The organism is Listeria welshimeri serovar 6b str. SLCC5334, from assembly GCF_000060285.1.
Lineage (GTDB): Bacteria > Bacillota > Bacilli > Lactobacillales > Listeriaceae > Listeria > Listeria welshimeri.
Map to the genome: position 1 here is coordinate 2403325 of NC_008555.1, position 21687 is coordinate 2425011.

The window sequence follows — 21687 nt, forward strand, 5'->3', positions numbered from 1 at the left end:
TTCCTTATTGTTGGTCTACTGCTTCTTCTTCCTCAAGTTCGATTCCAAGTTCTTGTTTAATCCAGTCATAACCTTCTGCTTCTAACCGTTTCGCAAGCTCAGGTCCGCCTTCTTTCACGACTTTACCTTGCATCATTACGTGAACAAAATCTGGTGTAATGTAGTTAAGTAAACGTTGGTAATGGGTAATGATTAAGCAACCGAATCCTTCGCCGCGCATTTCATTTACACCTTTAGAGACAACTTTAAGCGCATCAATATCAAGACCGGAGTCAATTTCATCTAAAATCGCTAATTTTGGCTCAATCATTAGTAATTGAAGAATTTCATTACGCTTTTTCTCTCCGCCTGAAAATCCTTCATTTAAATAACGTTCTGCCATTTCTTCATCCATATCTAAAATATCCATTTTTGCGTCTAATTTACGGATAAATTGCATTACGGGGATTTCATCGCCTTCTTCGCGTCGGCTGTTAATTGCAGCACGAATGAATTCCGCATTTGTAACACCACTAATTTCACTTGGATATTGCATCGCTAAGAAAAGACCAGCTCGAGCGCGTTCGTCCACTTCCATTTCGAGTACATCTTCTCCGTCAAGCGTGATAGTTCCTTGTGTTACTTCATATTTTGGATGCCCCATAATAGCTGAGGACAACGTAGATTTACCTGTTCCATTTGGTCCCATGATAGCATGGATTTCGCCAGTTGAAATTTCCAGGTTAACACCTTTCAAAATTTCTTTTCCTTCTATTTCAACATGTAAATCTTGAATCTTTAAAGTTGCCATAAAAAAAGTCCTCCCTAATGTAAAATTTGCATAATCCTAGTTTAGTATAATTCTAATCTGATTACAACTATAAAAACCAGTACTCTTCGCATTCTCCCCTTCATTCTACTATTAATAGCCGTTTTTTTCCAGTTTTCGTGTATTATCATTATTTCCTTTTTATTTGAGAATCATCATCATAAATATAATTGCGCTCTACACCAATACTAGACAGTCCTTTTTTCATTTTAAAAAAGGGATTGTATATCTTATTTAGTTATGGTATTGTTGTAACGTAACAAAATTGCAACATAATAACTTTTTTGTAATAAACGATTATTTTTTGAAGGAGAATATTAATATGAAGAAAGCAATAATGGCTGTGACCATCTTTGTATTGCTTCTAGCTACTTTATCTGGGTGTAGTTCCCCTAAGTCCGACTTCACTGCCGCCTTGAAAAAAACTGCTGAAAATCAACAATATACAACTAATGTGAAATTCCAAGTAAACAATCTTTCAGACAACTATATAAAGAAACTTGGTTCAGATATAAATTTAAATCAACTAAAAAAATCGAACATCCAATATAAAATTTCTGTAGATAATGATTCTTCCACTTCTTATAGTGAATTTTCCCTTCACTGGGCTGATGAACAACCACTTGATTTAACGTTACATGTCCTTCAAAACAGTGATGATGGAAAAGCTTATATCCCTGTATCAGATATCTATGATGCTTCTGATAGCATTTCTAATTTGTTACCCGATGTAGGTGCAAAGATTTTTAACCAAGTGCTCGATCAGAACAAAGATCTAGAGTCCAAGTATTTAAATCTATTCGAAACAATCCAGAACTTTTCCAACCAAGCGATTGACAGCGAAACCGTTGATCGACAAGCTGAAGAGCTGAAAAAAATTGAAGAAGTTAGTGGTATCGCGATTTATGATTATTTAAACGATTTAGATGATAAACATTTTAAAGCAAAAGATAACGGGGACATTATTCTCACTTTAGGCAAAACGGAAATCAGTGGTCTTGTTAATGAAGTTTTAACAACACTTGATGACAATGGAAATATCATTACCCTTATTTCAGAAATTGATGGTATTACGCAAAAACAAGCGCAAACAAAATGGAACACACAACAAAAAAATATTCGCTCTTCTTTAAAGAGCCTGACATCAAAAAAAGAACAACGCCTAGATTTTAAACTCACTGTAACACCTGACAATACTAAAGGTTTTAGTAAAGCCATTATTACAACTAATTTTGAAGATACAAAAACAAAAGACTTAATGGAGTTCACAACAACCATTGATATGTTAGATTACGAAAAAGTCCCTTCCATGCCAGAAGGAAAAGAAATTGTTTCTAAAAAAGAACTTGATAAAGCTATTTCTGACGGTCTTAAATTATATTTAAGCAGCGCACAGTAATAAAAAACCCCTTTTACCGAAATGGTAAAAGGGGTTTTGATGTTTATTTATCAACTGGAACAACTGCGCCGTCCCATTCTTTCGTAATATAATCTTGAATTTCTTTTGAATGCAGTACTTTTACTAATTCTTTAATATTTTTGTCATCTTTTTTCTTCTCTGTTGTTACAACGATATTTGCGTAAGGAGAATCTTTACTTTCAATCGCAATAGCATCTTTAGAAGGATTTAAGCCTTGGTCTACAACAAAGTTAGAATTAATAGCTACAACATCGCCTTCTTCGTTATTATATGCAGTCATCAAGTATGCTGGGTCAAAATCATATTTGAATTTCAAGTTTTTCGGATTATCTTTAATATCATCAAATGTAGCATCTTGTGGTTTCACACCATCTTTAAGTGTCAAAAGCCCATTATCTACAAAAATACCAATGACACGAGGCCAGTCAGATTTTGAGTTAGAAAGCAATACTTGCGCGCCGTCTTTTAAGTCTTTAATATCTTTTACTTTTTTAGAATAGATGCCCATTGGTTCAATATGGATTGCTCCAACATCCGCAAATTTGTAGCCTTTTTCTTTTTCTTCTAATTCAAGATATGGTTTATGTTGGAAGTAGTTAGCATCTAAATCGCCTTCTTCTAGGGCTTTATTAGGCATAACATAATCTGTATATTTAACGATTTCTAGGTTAATTCCTTTTTCTTTCAAAATCGGTTTTGCTTGTTCTAAAATTTGAGCATGCGGCGTGTTCGATGCACCCACTACCAATTTTTTATCGTCTTTGTTAGATGAAGCTTTATCTGAGGAGCCACCGCAAGCTGTAAGTACTAAAACTAAACTTAATGTGAAAATGAAACCAATAACCTTTTTCATGAAATTCTCTCCTTTTTTTGCGGGGATTCCGCGTTTTTTTATATAAATTTCTTCATATACATTGGTTAGCGTTTGTCGGTTCGTTTTGTTAAGAAGTCGCCGATAAACTGGAAAATAAAGACGATAATTAAGATAATAATCGTTGACAGAACCGTTACATCAGGTTGTCCACGTTGGAAACCTTCCAGATAAGCGGCATTTCCGAGACCTCCTGCGCCAATGACACCTGCCATCGCGGTGAAACCAACGAGGGAAATTGCTGTCACTGTAATACCAGAAATAATCGCTGGCAAGGCTTCTGGGATAAGAACTTTACCAATAATAGTAAACATATTCGCACCCATTGATTTAGCTGCTTCGATAACCCCTTTATCTACTTCGCGAAAAGCAATTTCTACCATTCGTCCATAAAAGGGAGCAGCGGAGATAATTAAGGCAGGAAGTGCTGCTTTTGGTCCAATTACTGTTCCAACAAGTGATTTTGTCATTGGTAAAAGTAATACGATTAATATAATAAATGGAATAGAACGGAACACATTGACTAAGATTGCTGTTATCCAGTAAAGAATTCGTGCTCCAGCATGTTTTTTGTTGTTTGTTAAAAATAATAGTAATCCTAACACAATCCCTAGTAAGAAAACTGCAAAGAGTGATATAAGTGTCATATAAAGTGTTTCCTGTGTGGCTGTCCACATTATTTGAAAATCTACATTTGGAAATAATTCTTGTAATTTATTCATCGTTCTAACACTTCCGTTTCTACTTTAAGTTGACGTAGCTGTGTTAGACTCGCATTTATCGCATCTTCTGCACCTAAAACTTGAACATAAAGCGTTCCATATGCACCATTTTGCGTTTGCGTTAAATTCCCATGAAGTACATTTAGCATAACATCATTTTCTTTCGCGACTTGAGATATGACTGGTTGGGTTGCATTTTCACTCATGAAGAGTAACTTAACTATTTTACCTTCTGCGTAATTGTCGAGTAAAAGATGGATTAGTTCTTCGGTTTCATCCGAATCAGTCACTTGACGAACAAAACGTTGTGTTACTTTTTCTTGAGGATGGCGGAAAACATCTAACACATTACCAAGTTCGACAACTTTTCCGTTTTCCATTACTGCCACACGATTACAGATTTTCCGGATAACGTGCATTTCATGGGTGATAACGATGATTGTTAAGTTGAGACGTTTATTGATATCTAGTAGTAATTCTAAAACTTCATCGGTTGTTTGTGGATCTAGCGCAGAGGTCGCTTCATCACAAAGCAATACTTTTGGATTGTTTGCGAGAGCTCTTGCAATACCAACACGTTGTTTTTGACCACCACTTAGTTCAGCAGGATAGGCATTTTCTTTCCCTTCTAAACCAACGAGTCGAATGAGCTCATTAACACGAAAACGCCTTTTTTCTCCACGTACGCCGGCGATTTCTAGTGGAAATGCGATATTTTCTGCAACAGTTCTCGACCATAATAAATTAAAATGTTGAAAAATCATTCCAATTTGTTGACGAGCTTTTCTAAGTTTTCCACCGCGAATCTGGCTAATAAGTAAATTATCTACTTCGACAGATCCCTCAGTTGGCAGTTCCAAGCCATTAAACATTCGAATCAGCGTACTCTTGCCTGCTCCAGAATAACCCACAACCCCAAAAATCTCGCCTTGTTCAATTTCTAAGTCAACATGGTCGACTGCGAGAACTTTATTATTTCTAGACGCATATTCTTTTACGACGTTCTGTAACGTAATCATCTCTATCACCTTTTCTACATTCTAATATACAAAAAAGCCTTTCTGCTCATGAGCAGAAAGGCAGCATTTTTTCAAATAGGCTAACTTCCTTCTCATCTTTCAGAACAAATAGTTGTTCTGCATGACTTAGCACCTTAAACACATAATCACTTATTGTTTAGGTTGCTGGGTTTCATAGGGCATTTCCCTCCACCACTCTGGATAAGATTTCTACATATTATTATATCACTTCATTTGTGACTATAGTGACGTTTCTTGTTTTTTCATATTACCTTTTCCGGTACACTTTGTCAATATTTTTTTCTTTTATACTAATTTATTTGTAATTTATCTCACTGATGATGTTTAAATTACCCAAATCTTGTTGATCAACTGTTTGAGAGGCTATTTTAATTTGGGCCCTATTTTGATATTTGAACTCACTATTATTTACTTGAGCTATATACATAAATATCGCAATAACCGTGATACAAGCAACAACAATTAAAACAATTTGTTTTTTCATTTTTCTCTCCTCCGTAATTTACATTCTACTGAAAGAACATAAATCACGCGGAAAGAAACATTTAAGAATTGTTAAAGATTAAATTAGTGGTAATTTGACAATAAAGCTCGTTTTACGATTTTTACTTTCAGCTGTTACTATACCGCCATGTTTTTCGACGATAGACTTAGCTATAGCCAGCCCCAGACCAGTTCCAGTTGTTGTTCGATTTTTATCTACTTTGTAAAAACGTTCGAATAAATAAGGTAAATCAACACTCGGAATTTCTTCTCCATAATTAGTAACCTTCACGATAGCCATATTGCTTTCTTTTATTGCACTGACATCTATCTGCTTATTTCCTTCACCATATCTTAGTGCATTAGAAAATAAATTCTCAAACAAACGCATAATTTGATTGCCATCGCCGCTTATAATTAATTTTTTTGCATCAAAATGTTCTACAATCTTCATATTACGTTCAGCTGCACGACCATCATATTCAGCAACTAATTGATTGAGTAATTCAATAATATCTAGCTCATCTTTTTTGAGTTGATATTCTACACTATCAAGTCTAGTATATGAGAACAAATCATCAATTAATTTATGCAAATGTCGTGCCTTTCCATAAACAAGTTCCGTATAATAACGTAATTCAATCTCATCACGATAACGGTCTTCATGAATATAGCTTAAATATCCTAAAATAGAAGTAAGTGGGGTTCTTAAATCGTGCGAAACATTTGTAATTAAGTCGTTTCGGGCTTGCTGGGCTTGTTCTTCTTGTTGCATTAATTTTTTCTGTCGTTCACGCATACTTTCAATATTCCGCTCTAATTCTTGGATTTCTGGAACAAAACTCTCAGTATCAACGGGCTTCCCATCATTGAGCGCAAAATTAATAGTTCGTAATTGTTTTTTTAATATTTTTTGGCGCATTAAACGGTAGAAAATGGCAAAGAAAATACATGCAATGAAGAAAATAATTAGAAATTTTAATAATAACATCCAAAATGATTCCATTATTCGGGTATATTTATTCGTACCAAATAGCCGAACAATCGTTTGAGTGACTTCTCGTAAAAACAAAGAATCATCTCGAATCGAAATACTCCATAAATAAATTGTTTGTAAGGTAATCAGGGACATAACCCAGGAAATCAACGCAAAAAAGGTCGCTTGCCAAATATTCATCACATGGCTAATTTTTATAAACAACATTTCTAGTTTAGATTTCAATTTTGTATCCTACTCCCCAAATTGTCTTAATGACACTTTCTCCGCCCATAGCATCACGTAATTTATCTCGAAGGTTACTAATGTGTACCATCACTGTTTTACTTGCACCCAGCGCCTTTTCTTGCCAGATTTTTTCAAAAATATACTCGGAACTAAATACTCGACCCGGTTCACTCGCGAGTAAAAATAAAATATCAAATTCAGAAGTGGTTAAGTGCAGCTCTTTTTCACTGACTGTCACCACATGAAGTCCGCGGTCAACTACTATAGGTCCAATAACAACTTTATCCCGGCTCACTGGCTCTGCTTGACTCATTTGTTGCATTCTTCTTAAAATCGCTTTTACTCGCACCGATAGTTCTAATGGATTGAATGGCTTAACCATATAATCGTCCGCACCAGTTAAAAGTCCCATAATTTTGTCATTATCTTCCGCTTTTGCACTAAGCATCAAAATCGGCGTCAAAATGCCACTCTTTCTCATTAAGCGACATACTTCTAACCCATCCATTTCCGGCATCATTATATCTAAAATCACTAAAGTTGGCTGTTTTTCTTGGACTAAACGCCACACTTCTGCACCATCATAAGCTTGATAAATCGTATATCCTTCATTTTGTAAATATAATTTCACTAAGTCCACAATTTCCCTATCATCATCCGCAATTAAAATAGAAGTTGTCATACTCATTGTCCTTTCCATTCTTATTTCTACTATTGTAACACTTTTGAAACAAATCGAATAGAAAGAGCCTTATATCAAATCCGAGTGAGTACGCGTTCCTCTTCTGGCTCTAAGTGAATGAGGACTTCTGCTTTAGCATAAAAGTTCATAATTTCTGCTTCGATTTCATCACAAAGCGAGTGCGCACTCTCGATAGTCATAGAAGAAGATACTACTAAATGAAAGTCGATATATTCTTCCGCACCTGCACGTCTTGAACGAAAATCATGAAATTCAATAAATTTTGTTTGATGGGCTAAAATAATTTGCTTAATAGCCTCTTCCTCATCTGCAGATAAGCGTTTATCCATTAATGGTGGGAAAGATTCTTTTAACAGTTTAAATGCCTCATACATAATATAAAATGCGGTCAAAATCGCAATAACCGGATCTAACCAAAGCCAGCCCGTCATATATACTAAAAACAAACTAAGAGCAATACCGAGAGACGTGAAAACATCTGTATATAAATGTAATGCGTTAGATTTCATTGCAACGGAATTTGCTTTATCAGCAGCTTTTTTGATAATGCGTGACACGATAATATTAATAATAGCGCCAAAAAGCATTACCATAATACCAAGCGCCGGAAAACGAATTTCATGTGGATTAATTAGTTTATTAACTGATTCAACAATAATCCAAATCCCAGCTACAAAAATAAGTAATGTTTCAATAGTACCGGCTATATTCTCCGCTTTTCCATGTCCATATGGATGATCTTCGTCGGCCGGCTGATTAGAAATCCGGATTGAAAAGAAAGTAATGATTGATGCAAATAAGTCCATTGACGAGTGAATCCCTTCCGAAATCACTGCCACTGAACCCGTAAAAAAACCAACAATCAATTTAAGTACAACAATAACAAAATTACTACAAACAGATAAAATAGTAAGATTAGAATGGTTCATAGAAAAAGCCTCCGATAATTATGTTTCACTAAAAATCTCTCTTTATAAAACACTTATTTAACAACTCGAATTATCTTACCACAAGCAGCAGAATTGTGTCTATAGCAATGTTTTTAGCTAAATACATTTCTATATCGGGGATGAAACTTTTTTGCGCAAGGGCAAATTTTAACACAGAAAAAATCCCTGTATTACTCGCTATACAGGAATTCATAAATGGTTGTTGCATCATGTAATTTATAACTCAAATCTACCGGTTGACCGCTTTTAAATTTCACTAACGCTGGCACAGAAGTAATTTCCAAATGTTGAGCAATATCTGGCACATAATTCAAATCTACTTTTGCAACGTCTGGATGAATGCCATCAGCTTCTAACACCACATCTACTAAACGACTCGCTATCTGACAGCTACCACACATCGGCGTAAAAAAGAAAACTACAAAATTTGCGCCGTTTTTTTGTGCCGCTCTTAACGTTTCTTTTTCCCAAATTTCCAAAAAAAACGCCTCCCATCAAAAAAGGCCAGCTTCGGTTATCCCAAGCCGGCCCCTAAAAAAATTAATCTAATCCTTTTTCATAATCATCACTTGATAAAAGGGCTGTTACGTCTGCTTCTTCCACTTCAGTAAGTTTTAAGATCCAACCTGTGTCATATGGATTGCTATTAATTAATTCTGGCTCATCTTCTAAAGTTTCATTAACAGCAACTACTTTACCAGTTACTGGTGCATAAAAATCAGATACCGTTTTAACAGACTCAATGCTGCCAATAGAATCGCCTTTTGTTACAGTGTCCCCTACTTCTGGCAATTCAACAAAAACAATATCCCCTAATTGATCTTGAGCAAAGTCAGTAATACCAATGATATAACTACCATCATCTGCTTTCACCCATTCATGTTCTTCTGTGTACAATAAGTCTTTTGGTAAACTCATTTTTAAAATTCCTCCTTTTTAATGCGAATATCTATCATGACTATTTCCAAGTTGCTTCAAATTCTTCTTCTTTGAAACCAAGCGTCACTTCTTTGCCATTCGTTGTTAGTGGTCGTTTGATAAGCATACCATCTGAAGCAAGTAGTTTATAAGCTTCTTCAGGCGAAAGTGTATCTAGTTTATCTTTTAAGCCAAGTTCCCGATATTTAATGCCACTTGTATTAAAGAAACGACGGATTGGAAGTCCGTTAGCTTCATGCCATTGTTGCAATTCTTCAGCACTCGGGGTTTCAGTCTTAATATCTACTTCGTTAAAATCAACATGCTCATTCTCAAGCCACGCTTTTGCTTTCTTACAGGTGCTACATTTTGGATACCAATAAAAATTAATCATTTTGCCTCTCCCTCCGATTGCATTCTACTACTATCATAGTGCATTTTTTCTGAAAGTACAAATGGCAACCCTTAGAAAAAAACAGAGATTTTGAAAGCGCGTTCATTTCGGATTTTAAAAATACAAAAGCCTATTTTCGACTTTTGTATTTTATTCTTATGAAGCGTGATTTTCCTCTTTTACTTCAAACATAGATTTCTTAAAGTTGAACCTTATTCCAAGCACTAAACCGACTGCCATCATATTACCAAGCAGGGCACTACCACCATAACTGATAAATGGAAGTGGAATACCTGTAATCGGAAGCAAGCCAATATTCATACCAACATTTTCCAGTACGTGGAACATTAACATCATCACAACACCCGTACAAATGTAAGAATAAAATGGCACACCAACATCAAGTGCTACCCGTATGATTTGATAAATTAATAAGAAATAAATGGCTAATAAAATACTAGCTCCGATAAAGCCATAATCGCCAGCAACAATTGTAAAGATAAAATCATTATGGTTTTCTGGTATTGCAATAGCGTCATAACCTGCACCGTTTCCAGAAATCTGACCGGAACCAATTGCCGTAAGCGCGCGTAGCACTTGATATCCGCCACCTTGAGGATCATTTTCTGGATTTATCCAAGTAGTAATCCGTTCAAACTGATATGGTTTGAAACCAAGACTTGTCAACCAGTTTTGATGATAAATAACCATCCAAATAAGTGCAGTCCCAATTGCAGCAATGGAACCAAATAACGGCACAATAATTTTCCAAGTAATCCCTGAAATCAAAATCATACCGGACATGATAGCGATAAAAACAAGCGCTGTTCCTAAATCGGGTTGCATCATAATAAGAATAAGTGGCAACAGGGTAAATAGACCAATTTTCACTAGTAACCATACATCATAACTAAAACGATGAATTTTATAATTACGATTATGATCCCAAATGACTTTTGCTAAAACAACAATTAAGATGACTTTAACAACCTCAGATGGTTGAATATTTCCTAGAAAAGGAATTACAATCCAACTTTTAGCTCCTTTTACTTCTTTACCAAAAAGCAAAACAAATACGAGCAAAAATAGACCAAGTCCATAAAAATAATAAGCCCATTTTGTAAGACGATCATAATCGAGTTGCATAACGACAATAATGGCAAACGTCGAAACGACAAACCACATACCTTGCTTGACAACAAAGTTAGCGTCGTATTGATTATTCGTTAATTGTGCACTATAAATGGACAGTAGACTTATTATCATAAGTAACATCATGGACAATACAATTCCATAATCGATGCGTCCAGCTAGTTTATTTTGTTGATTCATTATTTAATTACTCCTTACTGGTTGGTTTGTTTAAACCTAACGAACGCTTTCTCCCAAACAGTTTAAAAAAGAACATCAAATCTGACCTTCTTTTCCTAAGTTAACTTCTGGTGCATTATATCTGGCTGATAAAACAAGTCCAAGTGCCATAAATGCGCCAAGAAGAGAGCTTCCCCCGTAACTGACAAAAAGTAGTGGAATACCGGTAATTGGCAAAAGACCAATCGTCATCCCGATATTTTCTAAAACATGAAATAAAATCATCGAGCAAACTCCTGTACATATATATGAATAAAAAGGAATACCAATATCTAAAGCTACTCGAATAATTTGGTAAATCAGTAAAAAGTATAACATAATAAGCACGCATCCACCAACAAAACCGAAATTCCCACCAACAATAGAAAAAATGAAATCATTGTGATTTTCTGGAATCGCGATTGCTTGGTTTCCAATACCATTTCCCTGCAACTGACCTGAGCCAATCGCCTGCATGGAACGAAGCAGTTGCATCCCGTCCCCAAGCGGATCCTCTTCCGGCCTTAACCAAGAAGTAATTCGTTTAAATTGATATGGTTTAAATCCTAATTTTTGTAAAAAAGCTGGATTATACATAACCAAATAAATTAAAGTTCCACCAAGTACAGCAACTGAACTAAATACTGGCACTAAAATTTTCCAAGTAACACCACTTATAAAGACCATTCCGATGATAATAGCAACAAATACTAATATCGTTCCTAAGTCTGGTTGAAGCGCAACTAAAGCAAGTGGAATTATTGAGATAATACCTATTTTAAGTAGTAGTTGCAAATCCAGTTTTACCGTGTGTAATTGATATTTTTTATTATGGTCCCAAATTACCTTTGCAAGGGCTAAAATCAAGAAACTCTTCATTAACTCTGATGGTTGCAAGCTTCCAAGTGAGCCAATACCAATCCAGCTTTTAGAACCTTTCCGCTCGTCACCAACAATCAATACAAGGATAAGAAGTAAATTTCCGATTCCATATAAGTAATACGCGGCCCATTGAAGCCTATCATAATCAAAAAAAAGCACTATAACAAAGACTACTCCAGTAGAAATAACAATCCAAATAGACTGCTGCAATAAGAAATTATTTGTATACTGGTTATTCACTAGTCCTGCTACATAAATCGCAACCAGCCCAATAATACAAAGCAACATCATTAAAAATATAATGGAATAATCAACTCGAATTGCTTTTCTTCTCTTCCTAGCCATTGTTTTTCCGTCCTTTTATGTTTAGATTTAAATGTAAAAAGGCTGCTATTCTTAAAAAGAGCAACAGCCTTCATCTATTATAATAAAGATTATCCACGATAGGAAGCTTTTTCACTAAATTCTAATCTTCTTTCTGTTTTCTTTAATATTCAAATCTAGTGGAAGCAAGTGGATGAATGTGCTGTTTTCCATCTTTTTCGGTAATATCAGCTGTAATATGAAAAACATTTCGCAATAATTCTGTTGTGAAAACTTCTTTGGGCGTGCCATCTTTGACTAATCGACCATTTTCACACACAAAAACATAATCACTATATATTGCCGCTTGGTTTAAATCATGTAAAACCAACACAATTGTTAAATTATATTCTTTATTTAGATGCACTAATAAATCTAAAAGTTCCAATTGATGCGCAATATCCAAATAAGTCGTCGGTTCATCCAATAATAAAATCGGTGTTTTCTGCGCAAGCGCCATTGCTAACCATGCCCGTTGTCGTTCTCCACCAGACAATGAGTGAAGCGGTCGATACGCAAGAGCTTCCAAATTACACACTTTAATTGCCCACTGAATAACCGCCTCATCCTCTTCTTGCAAAGTAGAAAGCCAACTTCTATGTGGCAAACGACCATAGGCAACTAAATCATGCACCATAACATCAACTAAACCTTCTGGCGCCTGGGATAACATTGTCATTTTCTTTGCTAAATCTTTGGAAGGAATATCAGTAATATTTTTTCCAGCTAGTAAAACTTCCCCACTATCTGGAGTCAAAAGGCGCATCATTAAACGAAGCATTGTTGACTTACCCGAACCATTTGGCCCGATAAGTGTCGTAATTTTGCCTTCAGGAATGAGCGCATTTACATCTTTCATCTCAAAATCTCTTTTGCGTGAGAAGGAAACATTTTTTAATTCTAAGGCTGGTTTCATGAGGCAACCCTCCCTCTTTGAAGTAAGAATAAGAAGAATGGCGCGCCAATCATCGCAAGCAGAATTCCCACCGGAAGCTCAATTGATCCAAACCAACTTCTAGCTGCTGTATCAGCAAAACCAACTAATAAAGCACCGCCAAGCGCTGATAGTGGCAGTAAATATTTATAGTCATTTCCGATAATGAGACGAAAAATATGTGGTACAACCAGCCCGACAAAACCAATAAGTCCAGCTACACTGACTGCAACCCCACTGAGAAAGGCCGCTAACATGATAATAAAAAAGCGGTGTCGTTCGACTGAAAAACCTAGTAATTTTGCCGCATCATCTCCAAGTAACAACACATTAGAAGAACGAATAGCAAAACCACTTAAAATAAAACCAACCAACATATATGGCCAAATCATATCCAAATGATACCAACTTTTCCCAGAAAGCGTACCTGTCATCCAAGAAATAACACTTTGAACCCGATTACTATAAAGCACCATTACACCAGAAGTCATCGCTCCAATAAACGCGTTTATGGCCACTCCTGACAAAATAACCCGTAATGGCGAAACACCACGATCCCACGCTAATAAATAAATTAAAATTGCTGTACCAAAAGCCCCTAAGAATGCGCCAATTGGAACGAAAGAAGCCAAGGCCGGGAATGCTAACGTCATTAAAATCGCTACAAATCCACCACCCGCTGAAACCCCAATAACTCCTGGATCAGCTAATGGATTTCGCATTACGCCTTGTAGTAAGCAACCAGCAATCGCAAGAGCCGCGCCAACTAAGAAAGCAATCAAAAGTCGTGGCAACCGCAAATTCCAAATCAGTTGATTCGCAAGGTCACTCCCGCCACCAGTCAAAGTTCGCCAAGCATCACTATATGTAACTTTTACGGACCCAGTTGTCAGTCCGTAGAAAAAAGCTAAGATAAGTAAAACAATCACTACAATAAAAGTTATCCGTCTACGTTTTCGCCGCGGATCATGCGCCTTCACAGTTGTCATTAGTTATCCACCTTATTTATTTCATCTGTCATATAATCCAAAGCTTGATCAATCTTCATTCCAGGATTTGTTCCAAATAATTCTGCAGGAAGCACAACAATATGGTCATTTTTCACAGCGCTAGTTGAATTCCAAGCATCATTTTGCTTCATTTCCTTTTTAAAAGCTGCTTCTGTTTCTTTTTCATCTCCACCATGAATCATTAAGAAAATCACTTCTGGATCAGCTGCAACAATTTTTTCCACATTCATTGAAGCGTATTGCGGAAAGTTTTCAACACCTTTAAAGTCTTTTGCCACATTTTCGCCACCAGCAAGTTCTAAGACATTCCCACTTAATGAGGATGGTAAAGCTGCATAATTACTTCCTGGCGCTCCTAAAACAAGTAATGCACGCACTTTTTTACCTTGTTGTTGCTTCTTCACTTCCGCTACTTTTTTATCAATATTCGCTTCTAACTCTTTTGCTTTCTTTTCTTTACCTAAAAGTTCGCCAAGCACAGCAGTTTGTTTCTTTATGTCTTCAATAGAATTCGCTCCGGTTAACACTACTTTTGGCCCGACACCTTCCATCGCTGGTACATCTTTTAAATTTTGTTCTGAACTTGCTACAATTGCATCCGCACCAAGCGAAGCGATTTTTTCTAAGTTCAAATCATGGGTATTGCCCACTTCTGTCGCTTTTTTCGCACCATCCGGAACACCACTTGCATCCGTTGTTTGCCGACCGACCACAGTGCCACCTAACGCATAAATAATATTCATATCGGCATTTGTTAGTGCAATAATTCGTTCTGGTTTTTTATCAAAAGAAACATCACGACCAGCCATATCTGTTATTGTTAAGGCTGCTTGCGATTTATTTTCTATATTTTTTGATTCATTAAACGTATCAGTTGCAGTATCATTTCCACACGAAGCAAGGAGTAGTGCAGCTGTTATACTTACTATCGTTATAGTTATTTTCTTCATAATTCCCCTCCACAACACTGTCCTATTCATTTTACTAAATTATACCACGATATTCAAAAAGACGGACCCCTAATTGAGAATTATTTTCATTTATGTTTAAATAATCGATATTTTCTCGCCAATACTTTATAATTAAAAGAAGGAGGCGATGAAAAATGACTGATAATCTTTTTCCTAATCTATCGCATGAAAATTGCAAAGAACCACTGCCCCCAGTCACAACAGAACAATTCAAAGAAGCAGCTATTCTTGAGAAGAATCGCAAGCTTGAAGAAATTTTAAACATCGTTGATAAAAAGAAGCCAAGTGTGAAAAAATAACGAGGACCTGTTCACGCAGGTTCTTTATTTACGTTTAATTCCGAGTTAACTCATAAGATAAGTTATATTTATTTTATTTCGCCCAAAAATCATGTATACTAGAAAAAAAGACACGTCAGGAGGCCCTTACATTGGCTATTTTAGAACTAAATTTTAAATCAGAATGTTTAGCTATGCAAACAAGTGTAACGGTGATTTTACCCGAAACAGAAACACTTTATCATGGCCCTATTCCTAAATATAAAACACTATATATTCTTCACGGCTTATCCAATAATCACACTACTTATGTTCGTAATACAAATATTGAACGATATGCCACTGAAAAAGGACTCGCTGTCATCATGCCTGCAGCAGACCATAGTTTCTATTCTAACATGGTTCACGGCCGCGACTATTTCCAGTTTGTTAGCACAGAACTTCCACATGTAATGAAAAATTGGTTCCCACTTTCAAGTAAAAAAGAAGATACTTTCATCGCTGGTCATTCTATGGGAGGTTATGGTGCGTTCAAAGTTGCACTTACTTTTCCCGAAAAATTCCAAGCAGCTGCAAGTATGTCTGGCGTTATGGATATCAATTATATCATTAAAGAAGATTGCTTCGAAAATTTCAGCACACGTGCCATCACTGGAGAAATGACTAGCCAAACTGGTACAGAAAATGATTTATTTCATTTACTAGAAACCAACCTAAAAAATCAAGTCGAATTACCAACTCTTTTCCAAAATTGTGGTACAGAAGACTTTCTTTATGAAGACAATATTCGATTCCGCGATTTTGCTCTTGCTAAAAATGCTCCGCTAGAATATCGTGAAAGTCCCGGTGATCACGATTGGGATTTTTGGGACAAAAGTATAAAAGAAATTATTGACTGGCTTCCACTTTAATAGAAAGAAGACTTGGACATACCACCCAAGTCTTCTTTTTTTAATGCGTAAAACCGTAAGAATCATTTCGTCCTTTGTCATGATAAAGAACTCTAGCATGTTCTAAATTATGAAGTGCTTCCGCAAAATCAGCAGCAAATTCTTCGGCCACATTATAACCTAAATCAGCTCGGCAAACAAATCGTTGAATAATTGTATCACTTAAATCAGCTGGCAGTGGATACGCCGGTACTTGCCACCCTTTCATCAACAATTGGTCAGCAAGGTCATACAACGTCCACTCGATATCCAATCCTTCCTTTAACTTATAACAGACGATTGGTAAATTAGAACCATCATTAATAATGTCAAAGTAGCCACTTTTTTCTACCGTTTTTGCAAGATAAAGAGCCGTTTTCTTTGTTTTTTCATGAATTTCTCGGTAACCTTCAAAACCAAAACGCAAGAAATTATAATACTGACCAATAATTTGGCTTGCACTACGCGAAAAATTAATCGCCATCGTTGGCATCGAACCACCCAAATAACTCACTTCAAAAATAAGTTCTTTTGGTAAATATTCTTTATCTTTCCATAAAATCCAACCAACACCCGGATATACTAAACCATATTTATGACCAGAAGTGTTTATCGAAACCACATTTTTAAGGCGAAAATCCCATGATAATTCTGGATTGACAAATGGAGTAAACATCGCACCACTTGCCCCGTCAATATGAATCACTAATTGATGTTCGTTTGTCGCATTATAAGCTTCTACTCGTTCATCAAGTAAAGCTATATCATCAAATTTACCTGTATAAGTAATACCTAAAATACCAACAATTCCAATCGTATATTCATCGACTAACTCAAACACCTTGTCCACATCAAGGCTAAGATGTTCTTTATCCATCGGGACAACCCGCATGTCAACATCCCAGTACACACAAAATTTTTCCCAACAGACTTGATATCCTGAGGAAATAATTAAGTTTGGTCGTTTTGCCTGAATATCTAGACCACGTTTTTCTGCATTATTACGCCAGCGGAACTTCATCGCTAAACCGCCAAGCATACACGCCTCTGAAGATCCTACAGTAGAAGTTCCTAAGTAAGACATTTCTTTTGGTGCATTCCATAAATCCGCTAAAATATTAACACAGCGATTTTCCAGTTCAGCTGTTTGAGGGTACTCAGATTTATCAATGGCATTTTTCTCGAGCGTTTCTGCCATCAGTAATTCTGCCTCTTTTTCCATATATGTCTGACAAAAAGTTGCCAAATTCTGCCGTGCATTTCCTTCATCCATCAGTTGGTCTTTCACTAGCTGGTATGCAATGCGTGGTTCCATTGGCTCCTTCTTTAATACATATTTTGGAATACTTGTGCTTTCTTCTTCAGATCCAAAGAGCGGGATTCGATAACTTTCATGTTTTCGCTTGTCGTTTTCACTATAAAGCATCTTTTTTCCTCCTTTAAGATTACTGGCCATTTCATTCTCCAATACCCATTAACCTAACGTAGCAAACCGTTCAATTTTTCACAATAATTTGTTATACTACGAATGGTACCTATAAGGAGGTTCATCATGCTTGATTTAATTTTCCCACTTTTGCTCATTATTCTTGGCATCCTATACCGGGTAAATCCCCCTCAAAATAAAGAAAGTCGCTTTAGTTATCGCACGAATGCTTCTTTAAAAAACGAAGCCACTTGGCAAAAAGCACATCGGTTACTTGGGATTTCCTGGATAATTATTGGCGTATTACTCTTGCTATTATCACTTATACTCGCCTTTATTCCGATGCACGCTTTTGTTCGCAGCTCCATTTTATTAACTATAAGTATTTTTGCCGTCTTACTATCTGTTATTTTTGTTGAGAAGAAGATTGGATAAGAAAGTACACTGAAAGAAAGAATCGGTTCTGTCTATAGTCCTCCAGTTCTATCCAAGCAATAAGTGGCAATATCGGTTTGAAGCCTCTACATACTCAAAGTTACGAGCAGTGGGCAAGAAAGCGTCAGCCTATCCCATTTTTTGCATGGTCTGGCTAAAATCTAGTTAAAACAGCATACAGACTTGTGAACAGGCATAGTATTTTCTGGCGATTTGTTGCTTGTTTACGGGTCTGTTTTCATCTTGGAAGAACTTTTCTAGAACCAGTAATACCCCTGCCATGATTGAAGTTGCTCCCAGCTATCATATAAACTGTAAATATCTTGGTGGCTAATTTCTTTAATTGATTGCTTATTTTCTGTTTGAATCATTTCTTTCACTCCTTTACTTTATTGATACACGAAAAAACGGTATCAGTGATTGTCTCCTCACTAATACCGTTTCAATAGTTCCACATTTTTCAGCCGAAATTACCATACATTTAAGAAACATTCAAAAAGACTAGAAAAATCCTTTGAATTTTTGTGCAATAAATACAGCTAGCTTTTGTCAGCTATCGGCAAATTGATTAGTAAGTATGTCCTTACTGGTCAAGGCTCTATCTTCTCGATTCCCGTCGAGTAGTAGAGTGCCTTTTTATTTTTTAAAATGGAAATTCATTTATAATTTCGACTTTAAGACTTTTACTTGCAATTACTATCGGAGCCGTTTCAAAATCTTCAGCGTTAATTTTAAAAATATAATTACCTTCTTCTACTTGATATTTATTGATAATATACCACATTTCATCACCTTCTACTAATTCAATAAAAGGATTAGAATTGTCTAACTGCCAAGAAAATAAAGTTGTAACATAATAAGGATTACCAAAATCAATATTAATAGCCCATTCATCATAACTTACATCTTTTCTACCACCTATTGTTACATTACTTGCGTTCATTTGAGCAAATTCAAAATCCATCCACATACATTTTTTCAAATATTCATTAATTTTATCTAGTTCATTTATAATTTCATTTTTTTTCATTTTAAATTCTCCTTTTATTAGATTTTAGTCTGTAGGAATATGAGTATTTTTTGCAGCCTCATGATTAAAAAGTGGGTTAAGAGTGCCGTCTCCATTAAATTCTCTTAACTCACTTTGATGCCACCAGTTTCCATTTTTATCCATATATTCCATACCCGATCCTTGTTTTCCCGGGACTGGTTTTGTCTTTCTTGAAACTCTATAGATTTTTTTAGCATCTGTATATTTAGGGTCTCCTGGATGTACTCTCACCTCATAATTATAATCCCCGTGTGTCCATTTCTGTTTCAATTTTTCAGGTACTTTATCTAATCCTTGTTGCTTCAAAGCATCATCTAAATAGTGTTTTGGTTTTGAAAAATCAGCCCCACTAGCTTTCTTAATTTTCTCTAAAGCAACCTTCTCTCGTTTTAAATACTCCTTCATTTTCGAAGCTTCTCTAGCTTTCTTACTTAATTCTATATTCTTTTGGACTGTTTTACTATCATTTTTTATGCGCTCAGAAATTTTTCCAACTTCTGGTTCTTTTACTTTCTTTGCCATTATTGTTTTATTTCTAGCAGCCGCAATCCCAAACCCTAGACTTAAAGTCATTTCTGTCAGTCCAGCATCATCCATCGCATCTTTTACGCTGGCCACATAGGCAGAAGACTTCAACACGCCTCCGGAAAATCCGGAAACTTTTTGACCATTTAAGTAATTCACGCCTTCTTTCCAACTGTCATTTACTTTCCGTTCTAGTTCTTCTCCGGAAAGATTGGTATAAAGAAGGGGATTTAATTCTTGGCCATGTTCTTCTAGGAAGTCTTGCAGTTCTTGGTTCGTTGCTCGTTTGCCATCTCTTTCTAGCAGCCACATCGTTACCGTTTCGCCTTGGTCATTCACGTAAGTATAGGCAAACAAGGTATAATCTTCAAATGCTTTAGGAAAAGGATCTTTATCGTTTTCTTTTCGGGCTGCTTGGAGCGCTTTATTCATTAGTAATAAGCTATTGGTGGCACTGGTTGGTACGGAGTAAGTACCCGTTTTCTCATTAAACGTAACCTGTTGTAACAATGCTTGTACCGCACGACCGGTCGCTCGAATGAGTTCATCTAGCGCACTAAAAAACTGGCCATGACTTTGTTCAAAAGCCAAATATTTTTCGAGTATCTGTTCTTTTTCGATAGCCTCCAGTAATTGGGTGTGGACACTTCTTGATTGGACGGTATAAATTTGTTGCATGTCCGGCCTCGTGTTTGGCGCTGTCAATTGTTGGTGTAAGTTGTCTTCTTTTCGTCGCAATTGGCTCACCTTTGCCATGGCTTCTTGTAAAACCTCCGCATCTATCCTGGAGGAAGGCGAACTATCCACTTGACTGCCAAACTCTCGAATATACTGCGCCAGGCGTTCTTCGCTCTCATCCAACGCTTCTAAGATACTTTGAGCAATGCTGGTATAGGTACTAGAAAAGTACTGTTTCGATGTGGTCACGGCAGCCCCTTTTAGACTGTTATCTTGGGTATAATGGATGGCTGCTTCTTTAATTTGTTTAATCATCGTTTTGGCTTCGGCATTACTACTTCGCAAACCATGAAGAAAGTCATTTAATTCGGCAATATCTATCCGGCTCACTGACTCCACTCCTTTTGCAAGGTGGCCTGTTTTGTTTCTAGTGCGTGGAGTTTGGCCTTCACTTCTTGTAATTCTTTCTCTAAATCGGCTCTTTTATCCTGGAGATCTTTCATCCAAGCTTGTGCTTCTTCGTATTGTTGCGCTTCCAAATAACGATGAAAACCACTGGCTTCCTCTCCTTGCCAACCACTGCGCAAAAAGTCCAGGAGTGCTCGTTTTTCTTGGGTTAATTGGTGGCTGTCCTCTTCTAACCAATCTTGTTCATTTTGTTTTCTTCTCGTTTGATCGACATTCGTTTCTGCCGTCATCTTCGCTTTTTTGATTTGTTGGAGTTGTTGTTCTAGTTGGCTGTGTGCGCTATCCAATTACCGCACCTCCAACTGATGGATTTTTTGTCCCATCGCCTGGTCTTGTTTGGCATAGGCAATCCCCATTTTCTTTAATCGGTTCGCATCTTGCTTGGTCACTTGTTGAAAAGCTTCGACCACTCCGACTAAATCAATCAATGCCGATCGTAACTGATCAATCGAATTAGCTCTGGAATAAGCCATATTCCCGTTTTTTAGGGGTAAGTAATTTCCCGTACTCTTACTATCCAATTGGGCTGCATGTTGTTGAAATGTTGCTTCCTTGACTTGTATTTCTCTCATCTGAACGCTTCCTCTCTGTCTATAAGGATGGTTTTTCATGCTCCCCCTATTATAACATCGGTCGCGCCCTTCTTTTGTGAGCGTTTTGTGAAACTATTCGTTAAGAAATAGCTTTACAGCCGCTTTTTAAGTGAAAAATTTAACATTTTATATCTGATAGATTTTATGTTCTCTTTATTAAGAAATAAACTCCCAAAGATTGTTAAAACAAACAGATTATTAGATACAGATACTTCTTCTATTGTTTGATACCTAGTCAGTTATTAGCACTCATATAAGTC

At 36.3% G+C, this 21687-nt stretch carries 25 protein-coding genes and 1 riboswitch; of the genes, 4 read left to right on the plus strand and 21 right to left on the minus strand.

Annotated elements, in window-relative coordinates:
* Positions 1–4 precede the first annotated feature (4 nt).
* Positions 5–790, minus strand: coding sequence for a Fe-S cluster assembly ATPase SufC (gene sufC, locus LWE_RS12105; protein WP_003722442.1), 786 nt, complete (start codon positions 788–790; stop codon positions 5–7).
* Positions 791–1130: 340 nt separating this feature from the next.
* Between sufC and LWE_RS12110 the strand changes: the two genes are divergently transcribed.
* Positions 1131–2207, plus strand: coding sequence for an Lmo2079 family surface lipoprotein (locus LWE_RS12110; protein ID WP_011703104.1), 1077 nt, complete (start codon positions 1131–1133; stop codon positions 2205–2207).
* A 43-nt stretch (positions 2208–2250) separates the two neighbouring features.
* On the opposite strand, the gene LWE_RS12115 is transcribed toward LWE_RS12110, so the two are convergent.
* The 15 genes from LWE_RS12115 to LWE_RS12185 form a co-directional block, all read right to left on the minus strand.
* Positions 2251–3081 carry a MetQ/NlpA family ABC transporter substrate-binding protein gene (locus LWE_RS12115; protein ID WP_011703105.1) on the minus strand — a complete coding sequence of 277 codons (831 nt, stop codon included), beginning with the start codon at positions 3079–3081 and terminating at the stop codon, positions 2251–2253.
* Between the two features lie 65 nt (positions 3082–3146).
* Positions 3147–3821 (minus strand): methionine ABC transporter permease, encoded by a 675-nt coding sequence (locus LWE_RS12120; protein WP_011703106.1) that lies wholly within the window; start codon positions 3819–3821, stop codon positions 3147–3149.
* A complete protein-coding gene (locus LWE_RS12125; RefSeq protein ID WP_011703107.1) occupies positions 3818–4840 on the minus strand; it encodes a methionine ABC transporter ATP-binding protein in 1023 nt (340 codons plus the stop codon). The genes LWE_RS12120 and LWE_RS12125 overlap by 4 nt, the downstream gene beginning before the upstream one ends.
* Before the next feature lie 89 nt (positions 4841–4929).
* Positions 4930–5048: riboswitch (SAM riboswitch) on the minus strand.
* 108 nt (positions 5049–5156) lie between these two features.
* Positions 5157–5345: a hypothetical protein gene (locus LWE_RS12130; protein ID WP_011703108.1), complete on the minus strand. Its 189-nt coding sequence runs from the start codon at positions 5343–5345 to the stop codon at positions 5157–5159.
* 78 nt (positions 5346–5423) lie between these two features.
* On the minus strand, positions 5424–6566 hold the full coding sequence (locus tag LWE_RS12135) for a sensor histidine kinase (RefSeq protein ID WP_011703109.1): 1143 nt from the start codon (positions 6564–6566) through the stop codon (positions 5424–5426).
* A complete protein-coding gene (gene cesR / locus LWE_RS12140; RefSeq protein ID WP_011703110.1) occupies positions 6556–7251 on the minus strand; it encodes a response regulator CesR in 696 nt (231 codons plus the stop codon). Before cesR ends, LWE_RS12135 begins: the two co-directional genes overlap by 11 nt.
* 74 nt (positions 7252–7325) lie before the next feature.
* Positions 7326–8201: a cation diffusion facilitator family transporter gene (locus tag LWE_RS12145; RefSeq protein WP_011703111.1), complete on the minus strand. Its 876-nt coding sequence runs from the start codon at positions 8199–8201 to the stop codon at positions 7326–7328.
* Positions 8202–8392: 191 nt separating this feature from the next.
* Entirely contained in the window at positions 8393–8623 is a 231-nt protein-coding gene (locus LWE_RS12150; RefSeq protein WP_049789885.1) for a thioredoxin family protein, read from the minus strand.
* 139 nt (positions 8624–8762) lie between these two features.
* On the minus strand, positions 8763–9140 hold the full coding sequence (gene gcvH, locus LWE_RS12155; protein WP_011703113.1) for a glycine cleavage system protein GcvH: 378 nt from the start codon (positions 9138–9140) through the stop codon (positions 8763–8765).
* A gap of 40 nt (positions 9141–9180) precedes the next feature.
* Positions 9181–9534 (minus strand): arsenate reductase family protein, encoded by a 354-nt coding sequence (locus tag LWE_RS12160; RefSeq protein WP_011703114.1) that lies wholly within the window; start codon positions 9532–9534, stop codon positions 9181–9183.
* A gap of 156 nt (positions 9535–9690) precedes the next feature.
* A complete protein-coding gene (gene rodA, locus LWE_RS12165; protein ID WP_011703115.1) occupies positions 9691–10866 on the minus strand; it encodes a rod shape-determining protein RodA in 1176 nt (391 codons plus the stop codon).
* 75 nt (positions 10867–10941) lie between these two features.
* Positions 10942–12111, minus strand: coding sequence for a rod shape-determining protein RodA (gene rodA / locus LWE_RS12170; RefSeq protein WP_011703116.1), 1170 nt, complete (start codon positions 12109–12111; stop codon positions 10942–10944).
* Positions 12112–12253: 142 nt separating this feature from the next.
* Positions 12254–13045, minus strand: coding sequence for an ABC transporter ATP-binding protein (locus LWE_RS12175; protein WP_011703117.1), 792 nt, complete (start codon positions 13043–13045; stop codon positions 12254–12256).
* Complete coding sequence (locus LWE_RS12180) at positions 13042–14052, minus strand: FecCD family ABC transporter permease (protein WP_011703118.1); 1011 nt, start codon at positions 14050–14052, stop codon at positions 13042–13044. The genes LWE_RS12175 and LWE_RS12180 overlap by 4 nt, the downstream gene beginning before the upstream one ends.
* On the minus strand, positions 14052–15023 hold the full coding sequence (locus LWE_RS12185) for an ABC transporter substrate-binding protein (protein WP_011703119.1): 972 nt from the start codon (positions 15021–15023) through the stop codon (positions 14052–14054). The genes LWE_RS12180 and LWE_RS12185 overlap by 1 nt, the downstream gene beginning before the upstream one ends.
* Positions 15024–15178: 155 nt before the next feature.
* Between LWE_RS12185 and LWE_RS12190 the strand changes: the two genes are divergently transcribed.
* Entirely contained in the window at positions 15179–15343 is a 165-nt protein-coding gene (locus tag LWE_RS12190; RefSeq protein WP_011703120.1) for a hypothetical protein, read from the plus strand.
* A 131-nt stretch (positions 15344–15474) separates the two neighbouring features.
* Positions 15475–16233, plus strand: coding sequence for an alpha/beta hydrolase (locus tag LWE_RS12195; protein ID WP_011703121.1), 759 nt, complete (start codon positions 15475–15477; stop codon positions 16231–16233).
* A 40-nt stretch (positions 16234–16273) separates the two neighbouring features.
* Here LWE_RS12195 and LWE_RS12200 read toward each other — a convergent pair whose 3' ends face one another.
* On the minus strand, positions 16274–17677 hold the full coding sequence (locus LWE_RS12200; protein WP_011703122.1) for a glutamate decarboxylase: 1404 nt from the start codon (positions 17675–17677) through the stop codon (positions 16274–16276).
* Between the two features lie 126 nt (positions 17678–17803).
* Here LWE_RS12200 and LWE_RS12205 point away from each other — a divergent pair, with 126 nt between their 5' ends.
* Positions 17804–18112 (plus strand): SdpI family protein, encoded by a 309-nt coding sequence (locus tag LWE_RS12205; protein ID WP_011703123.1) that lies wholly within the window; start codon positions 17804–17806, stop codon positions 18110–18112.
* A gap of 643 nt (positions 18113–18755) precedes the next feature.
* On the opposite strand, the gene LWE_RS12215 is transcribed toward LWE_RS12205, so the two are convergent.
* From LWE_RS12215 to LWE_RS12230, 4 genes are read right to left on the minus strand one after another with little or no spacing between them, the layout of a single operon-like run.
* Complete coding sequence (locus LWE_RS12215; protein ID WP_011703125.1) at positions 18756–19142, minus strand: hypothetical protein; 387 nt, start codon at positions 19140–19142, stop codon at positions 18756–18758.
* Between the two features lie 24 nt (positions 19143–19166).
* Positions 19167–20756 carry a T7SS effector LXG polymorphic toxin gene (locus LWE_RS12220; RefSeq protein ID WP_011703126.1) on the minus strand — a complete coding sequence of 530 codons (1590 nt, stop codon included), beginning with the start codon at positions 20754–20756 and terminating at the stop codon, positions 19167–19169.
* Complete coding sequence (locus LWE_RS12225) at positions 20753–21121, minus strand: hypothetical protein (RefSeq protein ID WP_011703127.1); 369 nt, start codon at positions 21119–21121, stop codon at positions 20753–20755. Before LWE_RS12225 ends, LWE_RS12220 begins: the two co-directional genes overlap by 4 nt.
* Entirely contained in the window at positions 21122–21406 is a 285-nt protein-coding gene (locus tag LWE_RS12230; RefSeq protein ID WP_011703128.1) for a DUF3130 domain-containing protein, read from the minus strand.
* Between the last annotated feature and the right edge of the window lie 281 nt (positions 21407–21687).

Excerpts from the sequence above, each read along its gene's own strand:
- LWE_RS12190 (WP_011703120.1), top strand. The coding sequence starts at position 15,179 with ATGACTGATAATCTTTTTCCTAATCTATCGCATGAAAATTGCAAAGAA.
- LWE_RS12215 (WP_011703125.1), bottom strand. The coding sequence starts at position 19,142 with ATGAAAAAAAATGAAATTATAAATGAACTAGATAAAATTAATGAATAT.
- LWE_RS12200 (WP_011703122.1), bottom strand. The coding sequence starts at position 17,677 with ATGCTTTATAGTGAAAACGACAAGCGAAAACATGAAAGTTATCGAATC.
- LWE_RS12125 (WP_011703107.1), bottom strand. The coding sequence starts at position 4,840 with ATGATTACGTTACAGAACGTCGTAAAAGAATATGCGTCTAGAAATAAT.
- rodA (WP_011703115.1), bottom strand. The coding sequence starts at position 10,866 with ATGAATCAACAAAATAAACTAGCTGGACGCATCGATTATGGAATTGTA.
- LWE_RS12175 (WP_011703117.1), bottom strand. The coding sequence starts at position 13,045 with ATGAAACCAGCCTTAGAATTAAAAAATGTTTCCTTCTCACGCAAAAGA.
- rodA (WP_011703116.1), bottom strand. The coding sequence starts at position 12,111 with ATGGCTAGGAAGAGAAGAAAAGCAATTCGAGTTGATTATTCCATTATA.
- LWE_RS12180 (WP_011703118.1), bottom strand. The coding sequence starts at position 14,052 with ATGACAACTGTGAAGGCGCATGATCCGCGGCGAAAACGTAGACGGATA.
- LWE_RS12130 (WP_011703108.1), bottom strand. The coding sequence starts at position 5,345 with ATGAAAAAACAAATTGTTTTAATTGTTGTTGCTTGTATCACGGTTATT.
- LWE_RS12145 (WP_011703111.1), bottom strand. The coding sequence starts at position 8,201 with ATGAACCATTCTAATCTTACTATTTTATCTGTTTGTAGTAATTTTGTT.
- LWE_RS12150 (WP_049789885.1), bottom strand. The coding sequence starts at position 8,623 with ATGTGTGGTAGCTGTCAGATAGCGAGTCGTTTAGTAGATGTGGTGTTA.
- sufC (WP_003722442.1), bottom strand. The coding sequence starts at position 790 with ATGGCAACTTTAAAGATTCAAGATTTACATGTTGAAATAGAAGGAAAA.
- LWE_RS12205 (WP_011703123.1), top strand. The coding sequence starts at position 17,804 with ATGCTTGATTTAATTTTCCCACTTTTGCTCATTATTCTTGGCATCCTA.
- LWE_RS12160 (WP_011703114.1), bottom strand. The coding sequence starts at position 9,534 with ATGATTAATTTTTATTGGTATCCAAAATGTAGCACCTGTAAGAAAGCA.
- LWE_RS12230 (WP_011703128.1), bottom strand. The coding sequence starts at position 21,406 with ATGAGAGAAATACAAGTCAAGGAAGCAACATTTCAACAACATGCAGCC.
- LWE_RS12110 (WP_011703104.1), top strand. The coding sequence starts at position 1,131 with ATGAAGAAAGCAATAATGGCTGTGACCATCTTTGTATTGCTTCTAGCT.
- LWE_RS12120 (WP_011703106.1), bottom strand. The coding sequence starts at position 3,821 with ATGAATAAATTACAAGAATTATTTCCAAATGTAGATTTTCAAATAATG.
- cesR (WP_011703110.1), bottom strand. The coding sequence starts at position 7,251 with ATGACAACTTCTATTTTAATTGCGGATGATGATAGGGAAATTGTGGAC.
- LWE_RS12185 (WP_011703119.1), bottom strand. The coding sequence starts at position 15,023 with ATGAAGAAAATAACTATAACGATAGTAAGTATAACAGCTGCACTACTC.
- gcvH (WP_011703113.1), bottom strand. The coding sequence starts at position 9,140 with ATGAGTTTACCAAAAGACTTATTGTACACAGAAGAACATGAATGGGTG.
- LWE_RS12115 (WP_011703105.1), bottom strand. The coding sequence starts at position 3,081 with ATGAAAAAGGTTATTGGTTTCATTTTCACATTAAGTTTAGTTTTAGTA.